Annotated in this window: 12 protein-coding genes; 7 read left to right on the plus strand and 5 right to left on the minus strand. The window is 70.7% G+C overall.

Annotated elements, in window-relative coordinates:
- The first annotated feature begins 136 nt into the window (after nucleotides 1–136).
- The 7 genes from ACH4SE_RS02395 to trxA all read left to right on the plus strand — a co-directional run bounded on the left by ACH4SE_RS02395 (nucleotide 137) and on the right by trxA (nucleotide 10047).
- A complete protein-coding gene (locus ACH4SE_RS02395) occupies nucleotides 137–2512 on the plus strand; it encodes a DUF6049 family protein (RefSeq protein WP_398541374.1) in 2376 nt (791 codons plus the stop codon).
- Nucleotides 2513–2537: 25 nt separating this feature from the next.
- Nucleotides 2538–5042, plus strand: a complete 2505-nt coding sequence (murJ, locus tag ACH4SE_RS02400; RefSeq protein WP_398541375.1) for a murein biosynthesis integral membrane protein MurJ — start codon at nucleotides 2538–2540, stop codon at nucleotides 5040–5042.
- A 128-nt stretch (nucleotides 5043–5170) separates the two neighbouring features.
- Nucleotides 5171–6994, plus strand: a complete 1824-nt coding sequence (locus tag ACH4SE_RS02405) for a serine/threonine protein kinase (RefSeq protein WP_398541376.1) — start codon at nucleotides 5171–5173, stop codon at nucleotides 6992–6994.
- 27 nt (nucleotides 6995–7021) lie between these two features.
- On the plus strand, nucleotides 7022–7702 hold the full coding sequence (gene sigM, locus ACH4SE_RS02410) for an RNA polymerase sigma factor SigM (protein WP_398541377.1): 681 nt from the start codon (nucleotides 7022–7024) through the stop codon (nucleotides 7700–7702).
- Nucleotides 7699–8583, plus strand: coding sequence for an anti-sigma factor family protein (locus ACH4SE_RS02415; RefSeq protein WP_398541378.1), 885 nt, complete (start codon nucleotides 7699–7701; stop codon nucleotides 8581–8583). Before sigM ends, ACH4SE_RS02415 begins: the two co-directional genes overlap by 4 nt.
- A gap of 143 nt (nucleotides 8584–8726) precedes the next feature.
- On the plus strand, nucleotides 8727–9677 hold the full coding sequence (trxB, locus tag ACH4SE_RS02420) for a thioredoxin-disulfide reductase (protein WP_398541379.1): 951 nt from the start codon (nucleotides 8727–8729) through the stop codon (nucleotides 9675–9677).
- Between the two features lie 40 nt (nucleotides 9678–9717).
- Nucleotides 9718–10047, plus strand: a complete 330-nt coding sequence (trxA, locus tag ACH4SE_RS02425) for a thioredoxin (protein WP_398541380.1) — start codon at nucleotides 9718–9720, stop codon at nucleotides 10045–10047.
- A 110-nt stretch (nucleotides 10048–10157) separates the two neighbouring features.
- On the opposite strand, the gene ACH4SE_RS02430 is transcribed toward trxA, so the two are convergent.
- From ACH4SE_RS02430 to ACH4SE_RS02450, 5 genes are all read right to left on the minus strand, one after another.
- Nucleotides 10158–10775 (minus strand): GNAT family N-acetyltransferase, encoded by a 618-nt coding sequence (locus tag ACH4SE_RS02430; protein WP_398175138.1) that lies wholly within the window; start codon nucleotides 10773–10775, stop codon nucleotides 10158–10160.
- 73 nt (nucleotides 10776–10848) lie between these two features.
- Complete coding sequence (locus ACH4SE_RS02435) at nucleotides 10849–11940, minus strand: ParB/RepB/Spo0J family partition protein (protein WP_398541381.1); 1092 nt, start codon at nucleotides 11938–11940, stop codon at nucleotides 10849–10851.
- Nucleotides 11937–13055, minus strand: a complete 1119-nt coding sequence (locus tag ACH4SE_RS02440) for a ParA family protein (RefSeq protein ID WP_398541382.1) — start codon at nucleotides 13053–13055, stop codon at nucleotides 11937–11939. Before ACH4SE_RS02440 ends, ACH4SE_RS02435 begins: the two co-directional genes overlap by 4 nt.
- A 281-nt stretch (nucleotides 13056–13336) precedes the next feature.
- Nucleotides 13337–14080 (minus strand): 16S rRNA (guanine(527)-N(7))-methyltransferase RsmG, encoded by a 744-nt coding sequence (gene rsmG, locus ACH4SE_RS02445; protein ID WP_398541383.1) that lies wholly within the window; start codon nucleotides 14078–14080, stop codon nucleotides 13337–13339.
- Nucleotides 14081–14224: 144 nt separating this feature from the next.
- Nucleotides 14225–14743: a protein jag gene (locus tag ACH4SE_RS02450; protein WP_398541384.1), complete on the minus strand. Its 519-nt coding sequence runs from the start codon at nucleotides 14741–14743 to the stop codon at nucleotides 14225–14227.
- Nucleotides 14744–14745: the final 2 nt, after the last annotated feature.

Raw genomic sequence — 14745 nt, forward strand, 5'->3', positions numbered from 1 at the left:
GGGTACGGGTCCGCGGGCACCCTCCGCGCACAGGTTTTCCCGGCCCGTCGGGGCTCCGGTACCAAGCCCGTATCAAGCCGCCGTCCACGGCACTGCGGCACAGCGCCGATCGTTACCATGCCAACACGCACATCGGATGGACCAGCACGGCAGACGATCAGATACACAGACGAGGACGGGCGAACGCGTGGGCAAGGCGGCACAGTCACCCGGAGAGTCCCCGTCCCGGGTCCGGCGCCGGATGGCAGGGGTCCTGGCGCTGGTGACCGGCGGAGCCATGCTGACCGGGCTGCTGCAGGCCGCCACCGCGCCCCCCGCCCAGGCGGCGGCGCCGTCCGGTTCACGCGCGGTCGCGGTCTCCCTGGACGTCCTCACCCCGCGCATCCCCACCAAGGGCGGCACGGTCACCCTCTCCGGCCGGCTCACCAACAACGGCAAGTCCGCCGTCACCGAGGCGCACGTCGGCCTCCGGGTGCGTTCCGACGGCCCGCTGGACACGCGCAGCGCCCTCAAGAACGCCGCCACCCGGACCGGCTACAGCTACGCGCAGGACGGTGACGAGGTCGAGGGCCACACGGTCACGGTGGAGGACCTCCCGGCGGGCGGCAAGTCCGCCTTCACCATCAGCGTCCCGGTCAGCGCGCTCGGCTTCAGCGACGCCGGCGTCTACCAGCTGGGTGTCGCGCTGGAGGGCAGCACCTCGTCCGACCCGTCGGAGCACGTGGTCGGCATCAAGCGCACCTTCCTGCCCTGGTACGGCGAGGACGACGCCACCGGTACCAAGCACACCAGGATCAGCTACCTGTGGCCGCTCATCGACACCGCGCACATCGCCCCGCGCGGTGACACCGACTCGCAGCGCAGCCCGATCTTCCTCGACGACGAACTCGCCACCGAGCTGGGACCGGGCGGCCGGCTGCGGACGATGGTCGACCTGGCCAGGAATCTGCAGGTGACCTGGGTCGTCGACCCCGATCTGCTGGCCACCGTGGAGTTCATGACCAAGGGCTACCGCGTCGCGGGCCCCGGTGGGGACGTCACCAAGACCACGGCGGGGACGGGCTCCGACGCCGCCAGGCAGTGGTTGAAAGACCTCAGGCTCGCGGTCGCCGGCGACCAGGTGATCGCCCTGCCCTTCGGTGACACCGACCTGGCCGCCATGGCGCACGAGGGGCAGAAGGTCGCGGGCGTCACGGACCACCTGAAGACCGGCACCGCCCTCGGGCTGAGCACCGTCGAGACGATCCTCGGCGGTACGCCCACCGCTGACGTGGCCTGGCCGGCGGACGGCGCCATCGACCCGGCGATCGTCTCGGTGGCCCGGACCGGCGGTGCCAAACGGATCATCGCCCGCAGCGACACCTTCCACGAGCGTGAGGGCCTGGACTACACCCCGAACGCGGCCCGCCCGATCGGCAAGGGCACCACGGCGGTCGTCAGCGACGCGACGCTGTCCACCGCCTTCAGCGGCGCCATGTCCGATCCGCAGGACGCCAATCTCGCGGTACAGGGTTTCATCGCGCAGACGCTGATGATCACCCTGGAGGCCCCCGAGAAGCAGCGCTCGGTGGTGGTCGCCCCGCAGCGGATGCCCACCGTCACGCAGGCCCAGGTGATGGCGGAGGCGATCCACGAGACCTCGGCGGCGGCCTGGGCCACGCAGATCTACTTCAACGACGCGGCGTCCGCCCACCCCGACGCCCGCGCGAACCGCACGGTGCCGTCGGCGAAGGCCTACCCGGCGAAGCTCCGCAAGCAGGAGCCGACGGTCAAGGACTTCGACCAGATCCAGCAGACGCAGAAGAACCTCAACAATTTCGTGGTGATCCTCACCCGCCAGGACCGGGTCACGGTCCCGTTCGGCAACGCGGTGCTGCGCTCGATGTCCACGAACTGGCGCGGCGACGCAGCCGGGGCGACCGCCTACCGCAACGCCATCGGCCTCTACCTCACCGATCTCATCGGATCGGTCCACATCATCGAGAAGAGCGCGCTGACCCTGTCCGGGCGCAGCGGCACCATCCCGATCACCGTGAAGAACGAGCTCAGCCAGCCGGTGAACGTGGTGCTGAAGCTCACGTCGGGCTCGAACATCCGGCTGAAGATCAAGGACGCCGACCAGCCGATCACCATCGAGGGCGGCCACACCCGTACCCTGAAGTTCCAGACCAAGGCCAGCGCGAACGGGACGGTCAGCGTCATCGCCGCCCTGTACACCGTGGACAATCAGATGTACGGGCGTTCCATGCCTTTCGATGTCCACATCAACAAGGTCACCGACCTTGTGATGCTCGTCATCGGCGCCGGGCTGCTGCTTCTGGTCCTGGCCGGGGTACGGATCTACCGTCAGCGCAAGAAGCTGGCCGCGGGCGGCGGTGACGAAGGGGACGACGGCGAGGACGACGACGGGGACTGGAACGGGAAGGACCCGGAGCAGCCGGGTGACCCTGCCGCTGACACCGGGCCGGAAACCCGGGAGCCATCACCAGCAGGTGGGAAAGTGGACGGGTAGCCGGAGACAATAAGGTGGGGCACTGATGAACGCGCCGTACGACGGTGACCGCGACTCTGCGGGCCAGATGCCCCACTCTCCGGAGCAGGGTCCGGGATCACCCGACCCGTATCTGCAGAACACGTATGCCTACGATCCGTACCAGCAGCAGGATCCGGCACAGTGGCAGCAGCAGCCCGACTACCCGCAGCAGGGCGGCTACCCCGAAGCGGCGCAGTACCCCGGGCAAGGCGCGCCCGTCCCCGGCCAGGAGCAGCAGGGCCAGGACCACGACCCCTTCGCGCACCTCTTCCGCGACCAGCAGCCGCAGTATCCGCAGCAGGACGCGGGCTACCCGCAGGGCTACCCGCAGCCGGGGGGACACGACCCGCACGCCGGCTACCAGCAGGGCGGATACCAGCAGGGTGGTTACGAGCAGGGCTACCCGCAGCAGGACCACCACCAGCAGCAGGCCTACCCGCAGGACGGCGGCTACCAGGGCTACCCCCAGCAGGGCGGCGGCTACCAGGGCTACCAGGCGCAGCAGTACGGCTACCCGTCCGGCTATCCGCACGTGCCGTCCGCGAACGAGACGACGGGCTTCTCGCTGCCGGTCTTCCAGGACACCGGCTACGCCCAGGACATGTACCGGAGCCCGGCGTACGACGACGCGCGCTACGCCGACCAGCAGTACGTCGACCCGCGCTACGCGGACCCCCGCTACGGCTACCCGTACCAGCAGCCCTACCAGGAGCCGTACCAGCAGCCCTACGAGGACCAGGGGCAGCAGCCGTACCCGCCGCAGGACTACCAGCAGCAGCCCGGGCACTCCCCGCAGGGCCCCCAGCAGGGCGTCGGGGCACCGGCGGGCACCCCGCGCCGCGCTGCGGCGGCCGCGGCCCCCGCGGCGGCGGCCAAGAGCGGCGGCATCCTCAAGTCCAGTGCCCTGATGGCCGCGGGCACCCTGGTCTCCCGCCTGACCGGCTTCGTGCGCACCCTGGTGATCGCCGCCGCGATCGGCGTGGCGACCCTCGGCGACTCCTACGCCGTCGCGAACACCCTGCCGACGATGATCTACATCCTCACCATCGGCGGCGGCCTGAACTCGGTGTTCGTCCCGCAGCTGGTGCGGGCGATGAAGGACGACGAGGACGGCGGCTCGGCCTATGCCAACCGGCTCCTGACCGTCGTGATGGTGGTGCTCGGCGGCATCGTCGCGGTCACCGTGATCGCGGCGCCGCTGCTGATCCGGCTGATGTCCGCCAAGATCGCCGACAACCCGGACACGTACGACGTGGCCATCGCCTTCGCCCGCTACTGCCTGCCCACGATCTTCTTCATGGGCGTCCACGTGGTCATGGGCCAGGTGCTGAACGCACGCGGCCGCTTCGGGGCGATGATGTGGACCCCGGTGCTGAACAACATCGTGGTGATCTTCACCTTCGGCATGTTCATCTGGGTCTACGGCTCCTACAGCACCACGCGGATGGACGCCACCACCATCACCCCCGAGGGCGCCCGGCTGCTGGGCATCGGCACCCTGCTCGGACTGGTCGTGCAGTCCCTCGCGATGCTGCCCTACCTGCGCGACGCCGGGTTCAGGTTCCGGCCGCGCTTCGACTGGCGCGGCCACGGCCTCGGCAAGGCCGCCAAGCTCGCGAAGTGGACGTTCTTCTTCGTACTCGCCAACCAGGCCGGCCTGATCGTGGTCACCCAGCTCGCCACCTGGGCGGGCGCCAACGCCGACAAGAGCGGCTTCCAGGGCACGGGCATCACCGCCTACAACAACGCGCTGCTGATCTGGCAGATGCCCCAGGCCATCATCACGGTGTCGGTGATGGCCGCGGTGCTGCCGCGGATCTCCCGCGCCGCCGCCGACGGCGACATCACCGCGGTCCGCGACGACATCTCCTACGGCCTGCGCACCTCGGCGGTCGCGATCGTTCCCGCAGCCTTCGCCTTCCTGGCCCTGGGCGTACCGATGTGCACCCTGCTCTACGCGAGCACCAACGCGGGTTCGGCCCGCAACATCGGCTTCATCCTCATGGCCTTCGGCGGCGGCCTGATCCCCTACTCGGTGCAGTACGTGATCCTGCGCGGCTTCTACGCCTTCGAGGACACCCGCACCCCGTTCTACAACACCGTGATCGTGGCCGCCGTCAACGCGGCGGCCTCCGGATTCTGCTTCCTGGTCCTCCCCGCCCGCTGGGCCGTGGTCGGCATGGCCTTCTCCTACGGCCTCGCCTACGCGGTCGGCGTCGGGGTGGCCGCCAAGCGGCTCCGCGGCCGGCTGGGCGGCGACCTCGACGGCCGCCGGGTGGTCCGCACCTACGCCCGGCTCGTGGGGGCCTGCATCCCGGCTGCCGCAATCGCCGGGATCGCCGTGTGGATGATCAGCGGCAAGCTGGGCGGCGGGGTGACCGGGTCGCTGGCGTCGCTCGTGGTCGGCGGCGGCCTCCTGGGGGGCATCTTCCTTGTGATCGCGAAGCAGATGCGAATCCAGGAGCTGAACGGCATGATCGGCATGGTCCGGGGGCGGCTCGGGCGCTGACGGCACCGGCGGGGCCCCGCGGACAACCATCGTGGGCCGCCGCGTGTCGTGCATACAGCCGGAGTGCGGGCACAATTGTCCTCGGCTCGATGTGAGATCGTGCACTGGATGGGGAGGCAGGAACGACGGTGGCGGATCGGAGCACGGCCGTCGAAGTGGCCGATGAGGGCAGCGCGCCTGACCCCCAGCAGGACGGCACACCCGACGAAACGCCGACGGACGGCCGGCACGGCGGCAGCGCCGACGGCGACACCCCACCCGAGGACACGGCGGACGGCGATCCGGAAGCGCCCGCCGAAGCCGGATCCGGCACTGACGAGGAGCCCGTGGAGGCACCCGCGACCGAGCCCGGCACCGATGAGCCTCAGGCCCCCGCGGAAGCCGCACAGAGCGCCGTGGAGCCCCCCGCCGAAAAGACCCGCCCCCGCGCCAAGCCCACGGCACCGGACCTCCACAGCGGCCACCGGCTCGCCCGCCGCTACCAGCTCGCGGAGTGCGTGACCCGCGTGGACGGCTTCAGCAGCTGGCGCGCGGTCGACGAGAAACTCCGCCGGGCCGTCGGCATCCACCTGCTGCCCGCCGACCACCCGCAGGCCCGCCAGGTGCTTGCCGCGGCGCGTTCCGCGGCGCTGCTCGGGGACCCGCGCTTCGTCCAGGTCCTCGACGCCGTGGAGGAGGACGAGCTGGTCTACGTCATCCACGAGTGGCTGCCCGACGCCCTGTCGCTCGCGGATCTGCTCGCCTCCGGCCCGATGGAGCCGCACGAGACCTACCAGATGGCCGCCCAGGTCTCCCAGGGCATGGCCGCCGCCCACCGCGAGGGGCTGGCCCATCTGCGGCTGGACCCGGGTGCCGTGCTGCGCACCAGCTCCGGGCAGTACCGCATCCGCGGGCTCGCCGTGGCCGCCGCCCTGCGCGGGCTGCGCGCCGACCGCCCGCAGCGTCAGGACACCGAGGCGATCGGCGCCCTGATCTACGCCTGCCTCACCCAGCGCTGGCCGTACGAGGACGACGCACACGGCCTGTCGGGGCTCCCCAAGGGCGTCGGACTGGTCGCGCCCGACCAGCTGCGTGCGGGGGTCCACCGCGGCCTGTCGGACGTGGCGATGCGCGCTCTCGTCAACGACGGCGCGACCGCCTCCCGCGAGGAGCCGCCCTGCACCACCCCGGAGGAGCTGGCGAAGGCCATCGCGGGCGTCCCACGGATCCGGCCGCCCGAGCACCCCAAGCCGGTCTACCGCCAGCCCGCTTTCCATCAGCCCCCTCAGCCGCCTGCCAACGCGACCTTCTACGCCGCCCCGAAAGCGGTGCCGGCCCCGCCGCCCGCCCTCCCGGGCCGTACCGGCAGCGTCCTGAAGTGGGCCGTTTCGGCGCTGCTGATCGTCGCCATCGGACTCGGCAGCTGGCAGCTCGCCGACGCCCTGAAGTCGCGGGAGAACTCCGCGCCCACCCCGACGCCCACGCCCACGGCGAAGCCGCACTCCGCGCCGCCGCCGCCGGCTCCGCTGGCGATCGTCGCGGCGAAGTCGTTCGACCCGCAGGGCGACGACCGCGTCGAATCGCCCAAGCTCGTCGGCAACGCCTACGACAAGGACCCGGCGACCTACTGGCAGACGATGAGCTACACCCGGACGGACCTCGGCGGCCTCAAGGACGGCGTGGGACTCGTCCTGGACCTGGGCGCCGACCACCGTGTCACCTCGGTGACGGTCGACCTCGGCGGTGACGGTACCGACGTGGAACTGCTGGCCGCACCCGCGGGCACCGGTGCCGAGCCGACGGAGCTGAGCGGCTTCAGCAAGGTCGCCTCCGGATCGGGCGGCTCCCGGGTGACGCTCAAGCCCGCCTCCCCGGTGACCACCCGCTACGTGGTGGTCTGGCTGACCAAGCTCCCGCCCATCCCGAACGGTGATTTCCGTGGCAAGATCTCGGAGATCAGCGTCATCGGCTGACCGACCGCGCACGGGGGGAGTCCGGCCTTGGAGGAGCGAATACCGCTCGGCGAAGCCGACGACGCCGACCTGCTCGCGCGCCATGTGGCCGGCGAGCCGGACGCCTTCGGCGAGCTGGTCCGCCGGCACCGGGACCGGCTGTGGGCCGTCGCCCTGCGCACCCTGGGCGACCGTGAGGAGGCGGCGGACGCCGTGCAGGACGCCCTCGTGTCGGCCTTCCGGTCCGCCCACACCTTCCGCGGTCAGTCGGCCGTCACCACGTGGCTGCACCGGATCACCGTGAACGCCTGTCTGGACCGGGTCCGGCGGGCGGCGGCCCGGCGCACCGCCACGATGGCCGACGACGACAGCCTTGAGGCGCATCTCGAACCGCAGGAGTCCGCCGAGGCGCCGGCCGAGCGCGAGGAGTTGCACCGCGAGCTGCTGCGGGCGCTGGCCACACTGCCCCCCGAGCAGCGCGCCGCCCTCGTGCTGGTGGACATGCAGGGCTATCCGGTGGCCGAGGCAGCCGCAGTGCTGGCCATTCCCGAGGGCACGGTGAAGAGCAGATGCGCGCGGGGCCGCGCCCGGCTGCTCCCGCTGCTGACTCATCTCCGGTCGGGGGGAGCGGGCGGTACGGTTCGCGGTCCCGGCAGGCAGAGGAACCGGTCGGCGGAGCCATCCGTCCCACCGGCAGGAGCAGAGCAGAGCGGAGGTGACCCCCGATGACATCGCCCACGGATCAGAACGCGCATCCCGACGTCATGGAGATCGCCGACCTCGCCGAGGACATCCTGCAGGAGGACCGGGCCTTCCAGGTCCGCGCGCACCTCGGCTCGTGCCCCGACTGCGCGGGCGTGCTGGCGTCACTCCGGGAGATCAGCGGCCTCCTCGCGGAGATGCCGGAGCCCGAGGCGATGCCCTCGGACGTGGTGGCACGTATCGACGCGGCGCTGGCCGCCGAGCCGCTGCCGGCGAGCGAGCAGCCGGATGTTCCACGTGAAACAGCACCACCGGCGCCCGGCGGTTCTCCTGGCGGTGTTCCACGTGGAACATCGGCCCCCGCCGGCCGTCCGGCCGCGTCCACCGGCCCGGGCCGGGCAAGGCGGCGCGGTCGCCGGATGCTCCTGACGGCTGCCGGGGCGGCCGCGTTCCTGGTGCTGGGCGGGCTCACGTACGAGCTGGCATCACACAGCGGCTCCGGCGGCATGGGACACGACAGCAGTGCCTCGTCCGCCAAGGGCTCGAACCGCGACAACGCCGCGCCGGACGCGCTGGGGATCGATGTGGCGCGGCTTCTCGACAGCTCAGGATCCACCTCCGCGAGCGGACCGGCGAACTCCCCGATGCTGGGCACGAAGGGGGACGTCGTCGTCGCCGCGCCCAACGGGACGGTGACCTCCGTCCCCTCCTGTGTGCTCAAGGCCACCCAGCGCACCGAGAAGCCGCTGGCCGCCGAGCGGAAGGTGTACGAGGGGGTCGACTCCTTCGTGGTCGTCCTGCCCGACCCCGACGACACCAGCCTGGTGAGCGCCTACGTACTGACGGCCTCGTGCAGCCCCGTCACCCCGGCCCAGCTCCTCTTCGAGAACAGCTACCCGCGGGACTGAGACCCTCCTGGGCGGCTTGCGGCGGTGCGCCTGGAGCGCTGCACCGCCCTGGGAATGCCTGCCCCGTAGGATCCGTTAGGCACGACGAGAGTCCAGCCAGTACCGGACCCCCACCGCAGTCCGCAGAGACGAGGAAGACACCCGTGAGCGACGTCCGTAACGTGATCATCATCGGCTCGGGGCCCGCGGGCTACACCGCGGCGCTGTACACGGCACGCGCCTCCCTCAGCCCGCTGGTCTTCGAGGGCTCGGTCACCGCGGGCGGTGCACTGATGAACACCACCGAGGTGGAGAACTTCCCGGGCTTCCGTGACGGCATCATCGGTCCCGACCTGATGGACAACATGCGCGCCCAGGCGGAGCGGTTCGGTGCCGAGCTGGTTCCGGACGACGTGGTCGCCGTCGACTTGTCGGGTGACATCAAGACCGTCACCGACTCCGCGGGCACCGTTCACCGCGCGAAGGCCGTCATCGTCACCACCGGCTCGCAGCACCGCAAGCTCAACCTGCCGAACGAGGACCAGCTGTCCGGCCGAGGCGTCTCGTGGTGTGCCACCTGTGACGGCTTCTTCTTCCGCGAGCACGACATCGCGGTGATCGGCGGCGGCGACACTGCCATGGAGGAGGCAACCTTCCTCTCCCGGTTCGCCAAGTCCGTCAAGATCGTGCACCGGCGGGACACCCTGCGCGCGTCCAAGGCGATGCAGGAGCGGGCCTTCGCCGATCCGAAGATCTCCTTCATCTGGGACAGTGAGGTCGCCGAGATCCACGGCGAGGGGAAGCTCGCCAGCCTGACCCTGCGCAACACCAAGACCGGCGAGACGTCCGAACTGCCGGTCACCGGCCTCTTCATCGCGATCGGCCACGACCCGCGGACGGAACTCTTCAAGGGCGTGCTCGACCTGGACGCCGAGGGCTACCTCAAGGTCCAGTCGCCGACCACCCGCACCAGCATCCCGGGGGTCTTTGCCGCCGGGGACGTCGTGGACCACACCTACCGCCAGGCGATCACCGCGGCCGGCACCGGGTGCTCCGCCGCCCTCGACGCCGAGCGCTACCTGGCGGCCCTCAGCGACGCCGAGCAGCCTGCCTGAATCCTTTACCCCGCATCCCATCGAACCTGAGGAGACCGCCGTGGCCGACAAGCCCATCCACGTGACCGACGACACCTTCGCCGACGAGGTCCTCAACAGCGACAAGCCCGTCCTGGTGGACTTCTGGGCCGAGTGGTGCGGCCCGTGCCGCCAGATCGCCCCGTCGCTGGAGGCCATCGCCGCGGAGCACGCCGACGAGATCACCATCGTCAAGCTCAACATCGACGAGAACCCCGTCACCGCCGCCAAGTACGGCGTGATGTCGATTCCGACGCTCAACGTCTACAAGGGCGGGGAGGTCGTGAAGACCATCGTCGGTGCCAAGCCGAAGGCCGCTCTGCTGCGGGACCTCTCGGACTTCATCAGCTGAGGTCGCCGCTGTTCCACGTGGAACACGAAAGGGCCGGCTCCCCTGCGGGGGAGCCGGCCCTTTTGGCTGCACGGCGGCGCCTGGTGGCCCGTCTGCGCCCTCGCGGGTGCTCACAGCGGCCGGAGTGCCGGTTCCTTCTGCACGGCGCCCAGCAGCCGGTCAATGGCCATCTCGACGTCCTCCTTCCAGGAGATCGTCGAGCGCAGTTCCAGACGCAGCCGGGGATAACGGGGATGGTGCCGGACCGTCTTGAAGCCGACGGCGAGCAGGTGGTCCGCCGGGAGGACGCATGAGGGTGAGGACCACGTCGCGTCGCCGAAGGCCTCGATCGCTTTGAAGCCCCGTCGCACCAGATCCTTCGCCACGGTCTGCACGAGCACCCGCCCTATGCCCTGGCCCTGATAGCCGGGCAGCACCCGGGCGGTCATCAGTTGAACGGCGTCGGGCGACACCGGGCTTGTCGGGAAAGCGGTGGAGCGCGGCACATAGGCAGCCGGGGCGTAGAGCACGAAGCCCGCGGGCATCTCGTCGACGTAGACGACCCGGCCGCAGGACCCCCACTCCAGCAGTACGGCGGAGATCCAGGCCTCCTTCTCGAGCTCGGGCTTGCCCGCCTGAACGGCCGCCTCACCACTCACGGGGTCGAGTTCCCAGAAGACGCAGCGTCTGCAGGGTCTGGGGAGATCGGGAAGGTTGTCCAGCGTGAGCGGTACCAGCCGACGCCCCATGTGCCACAGACCCCATTTCTGTCGCTATCGAACGGCGGTGGCACCCCGGCGGCGGTGCCGGGGTGTCACGGTTTCACTCGTCGTCGTCCTCGGCTTCGTCGTCGAGCCGGTTCTCCAGCACCTTGCCCTCGCCCGGTGCCATCGTGCCGAGGATGCGTTCCAGATCCTCTATCGACGCGAACTCCACGACGATCTTTCCGCGCTTCTGGCCCAGGTCGACCTTCACCCGAGTGTCGAAGCGATCGGACAGCCGCGTGGCGAGGTGGGTGAGCGCCGGCGACACCCGGCGGCCGGCCCGAGGCGCCGCCGTCTTCTTCGTCACCCGCGGCTCGCTGTTCATCAGCTTCACGATCTCTTCGACCGTGCGGACCGACAGCTCCTCGGCCACGATCCTGAGCGCCAGCCGGTCCTGCTCCTCGGAATCCTCCAGGGCGAGCAGCGCCCGCGCGTGCCCGAAGGAGATCACGCCCGCGGCCACCCGGCGCTGCACCGGAGCCGTCAGCTTCAAGAGCCGCAGCGTGTTGGAGACCTGTGAGCGTGACCGGCCGATCCGGTCCGCCAGCTGCTCGTGCGTGCAGGCGAAGTCCCGCAGCAACTGGTCGTAGGCGGCTGCTTCCTCCAGCGGGTTCAGCTGTGCCCGGTGCAGGTTCTCCAGCAGGGCGTCGAGAAGCAGCTTCTCGTCCTCCGTGGCGCGGACGATCGCCGGGATCCGCTCCAGGCCCGCCTCACGGCAGGCCCGCCAGCGGCGCTCGCCCATGATCAGCTCGAAACGGTCCGAGCCGATCTCCCGTACGACGACGGGCTGGAGGAGACCGACCTCCTTGATCGAGGTGATCAGCTCGTTGAGGGCGTCCTCGTCGAACACCTCACGCGGCTGCCGCGGATTGGGGGTGATCGCGTCGAGTTCCAGCTCGGCGAAGTAGGCACCACTCACCGGAACCCGGGCGGCGGAGAGATCCGGCTCTGTTTCACGTGAAACAGGGATGTCCACCACGGGCGGCGCATCGCCGGGGCGGCGGTCCACCAGTCCGGCCACCTTGGCGGCCGCGACCCCGCGGTCCGGCACCATCACCGGAGCGGCTCCCGCCGCCGGACTGGTTGGCTGCGGCGCGGCCGGGATCAGCGCGCCGAGACCGCGCCCAAGTCCTCTGCGTCGATCACTCACTGGATGCCCTCCGACATGCTGTGCGGGTGCTGCTCATGGTGCTGCTCGTCCTGCGGCTGGTACTCCACGGTCAGGCCACCCGGCAGTCCGCGCAGTGCCATCTCCCGCGCCGCCTCCAGATAGGACAGGGCACCGCTGGAACCGGGGTCGTAGGTAAGGACGGTCTGGCCGTAGCTGGGCGCCTCGGAGATGCGTACCGAACGCGGAATGCTGGTGCGCAGCACCTCCTTGCCGAAGTGCGTGCGCACCTCCTCGGCGACCTGGGAGGCGAGACGGGTCCTGCCGTCGTACATCGTCAGCAGGATCGTGGAGACATGGAGCTTCGGATTGAGGTGGGCCCGGACGAGGTCCACGTTCTTCAGCAGCTGTCCGAGACCCTCCAGCGCGTAATACTCGCACTGGATCGGGATCACCACTTCGGCGCCGGCGACCAGGGCGTTGACGGTGAGGAGTCCCAGCGAGGGCGGACAGTCGATCAGGATGTAGTCCAGCGGCTGCTCGTATGCCTCGATGGCGCGCTGGAGCCGGCTCTCACGGGCGACCAGCGAGACGAGCTCGATCTCGGCGCCGGCAAGATCGATGGTGGCGGGCGCGCAGAACAGACCCTCCACGTCGGCCACCGGCACGACGACCTCGGACAGCGGCCTGCTCTCCACCAGCACGTCGTAGATCGACGGCACCTCGGAGTGGTGGTCGATGCCGAGCGCGGTGGACGCGTTGCCCTGCGGGTCGAGGTCGATCACCAGTACCCGGGCGCCGTGCAGCGCCAGCGAGGCCGCCAGGTTCACCGTGGTCGTGGTCTTGCCGACCCCGCCCTTCTGGTTGGCGACCACCATGACGCGGGTCTGCGCCGGTCGCGGCAGCCCCTCGCCCGTGCGGTTCATCGCCTCGACGGCCATCTGGGCGGCGCGGCCGATCGGGGTGTCATCCATAGGAGGCAATGTTTCACGTGAAACATCGCTTCCGAACCCGGGGGGCGTGGAAAGTGATCCCCCGGCTGATTCAGCTGTGCGGGGGCCGGGGACCGGGTCGGCCATCGGCCCCGCGATGTTGGCGTCGGACCGCAATGACTCACTCTCCTCGACGGAAGGCTCGCGATAAGGAGAGCCTGCCATGCCCGAGGGGTGCTGAACCAGCGAGCCCCGGCCGCCTGTGGACAAATCACGGTTATCCACAGCCGAATTGGTCTTGGTCGGTTTGTTGGCGCGCGCCTCAGCCGCGGCGCGGCCACGGCTGAGGACTCCTGGAAGCAGTGAGCGACGTTTCACGTGAAACACGATGCGCCGCACCGCGCCGGTATTGCGGCAGACACTCCGAATTATGCCGCTTTGGCCGTTTCCGCCGACGCCTTCGGCCGGGACCAGAGCTGCCACGCCCCACCGGCCCGGCTCGCGCCTCAGCGCCGGCGGCGCCCCGCGTTGCCCCCTGGGCGCGGCCCTCGGCTGGCTCGCGCGGCCTTCGCACGCCGCGTTGCCGCCCGCACCCCACCGGGGCTCTCGCCCACCAGGACGCGCACCACGGTGGACAGCGGGTCCACGACGCCTTCACCGACCTGAACCACCGAGGCGCCCACCGCCCCGAGCTTGCCCAGCGCGGCCCGTGCCGCCTTCAGCTCGTCCTCCGCGGTGTCGCCCTTGAGTACCGCCATCTCCCCGTGCGGCCTCAGCAGCGGCAGCCCCCAGCCGGCGAGCCGGTCCAGCGGCGCCACGGCGCGAGCGGTCACCACGTCCACCGGCGGCAGCTTGCCGACCATCTCCTCCGCCCGGCCGCGCGCCACCGTGACGTTGTCCAGCCCCAGCAGCCGTACGACCTCCTCGAGGAAGGTGGTGCGGCGCAGCAGCGGCTCCAGCAGGGTGATGTCCAGGTCGGGGCGGGCAAGCGCCAGCGGAATGCCCGGGAGGCCGGCGCCCGAGCCGACGTCGCACACCGACACCCCCTCCTCGATCACCTCGGAGAGCACCGCGCAGTTCAGCAGGTGACGCTCCCAGAGCCGCGGCACCTCACGCGGACCGATGAGGCCGCGGTGCACCCCCGCGTCCGCCAGCAGCTCGGCATAGCGCACCGCATCGGCGAACCGGTCGCCGAACACCGCCCCGGCCTGCTCCGGCGGCGCGGGAAGCTCCGCTGCTGCCTCCGTCACGGGACTGTCCTTTCGTCGGTTCTCGGTCGGTTCTCGTGATCGTCGTCATGCCGTGCCCGTCACGTGCGGACTCGTCCAGACTGACAAGCTTCGGCCCCGCCTGCGAGCAGACGGGGCCGAATGATCATGGGCGGCAGCCGGTCGTCAGACCGGCAGGACGACCACCCGGCGCTGGGGCTCCTCGCCCTCGGACTCGCTGCGCAGTCCCGCGGCAGCCACCGCGTCGTGGACGACCTTGCGTTCGAAGGGGGTCATCGGGTCCAGCTTCACCGGCTCGCCGGTCTCCTTCGCCTCCGCGGCCGCCTCCGCGCCCAGCCGCGTCAGCTCGGCACGCCTGCGGGCCCGGAAGCCCGCGATGTCGAGCATCAGGCGGCTGCGCTCGCCGGTCTCCCGGTGCACTGCGAGCCGCGTCAGCTCCTGAAGCGCCTCCAGCACCTCGCCGTCCCGCCCGACGAGCTTGGTCAGCTCGCGCGCGGAGCCGTCGCCGATGATCGACACCGAAGCCCGCTCGCCCTCGACATCCATGTCGATGTCACCGTCGAGGTCGGCGATGTCCAGCAGCCCCTCCAGGTAGTCCGCCGCGATCTCACCCTCCTGCTCGAGACGGGTGAGGGTCGCGGACGAGCCGCTGTCGGTTGCCGTGCCGGTGTTGACGTCGCTCACGC

Origin of the sequence: Streptomyces sp. NPDC020983, assembly GCF_044333485.1 — a bacterium.
Classification (GTDB): Bacteria; Actinomycetota; Actinomycetes; order Streptomycetales; family Streptomycetaceae; genus Actinacidiphila.

What these genes read in the sequence shown, in the direction of transcription:
- ACH4SE_RS02395 (WP_398541374.1), top strand. Translation starts at nt 137, where the DNA reads ATGGACCAGCACGGCAGACGATCAGATACACAGACGAGGACGGGCGAA.
- murJ (WP_398541375.1), top strand. Translation starts at nt 2,538, where the DNA reads ATGAACGCGCCGTACGACGGTGACCGCGACTCTGCGGGCCAGATGCCC.
- ACH4SE_RS02415 (WP_398541378.1), top strand. Translation starts at nt 7,699, where the DNA reads ATGACATCGCCCACGGATCAGAACGCGCATCCCGACGTCATGGAGATC.
- ACH4SE_RS02430 (WP_398175138.1), bottom strand. Translation starts at nt 10,775, where the DNA reads ATGGGGCGTCGGCTGGTACCGCTCACGCTGGACAACCTTCCCGATCTC.
- ACH4SE_RS02440 (WP_398541382.1), bottom strand. Translation starts at nt 13,055, where the DNA reads ATGGCAGGCTCTCCTTATCGCGAGCCTTCCGTCGAGGAGAGTGAGTCA.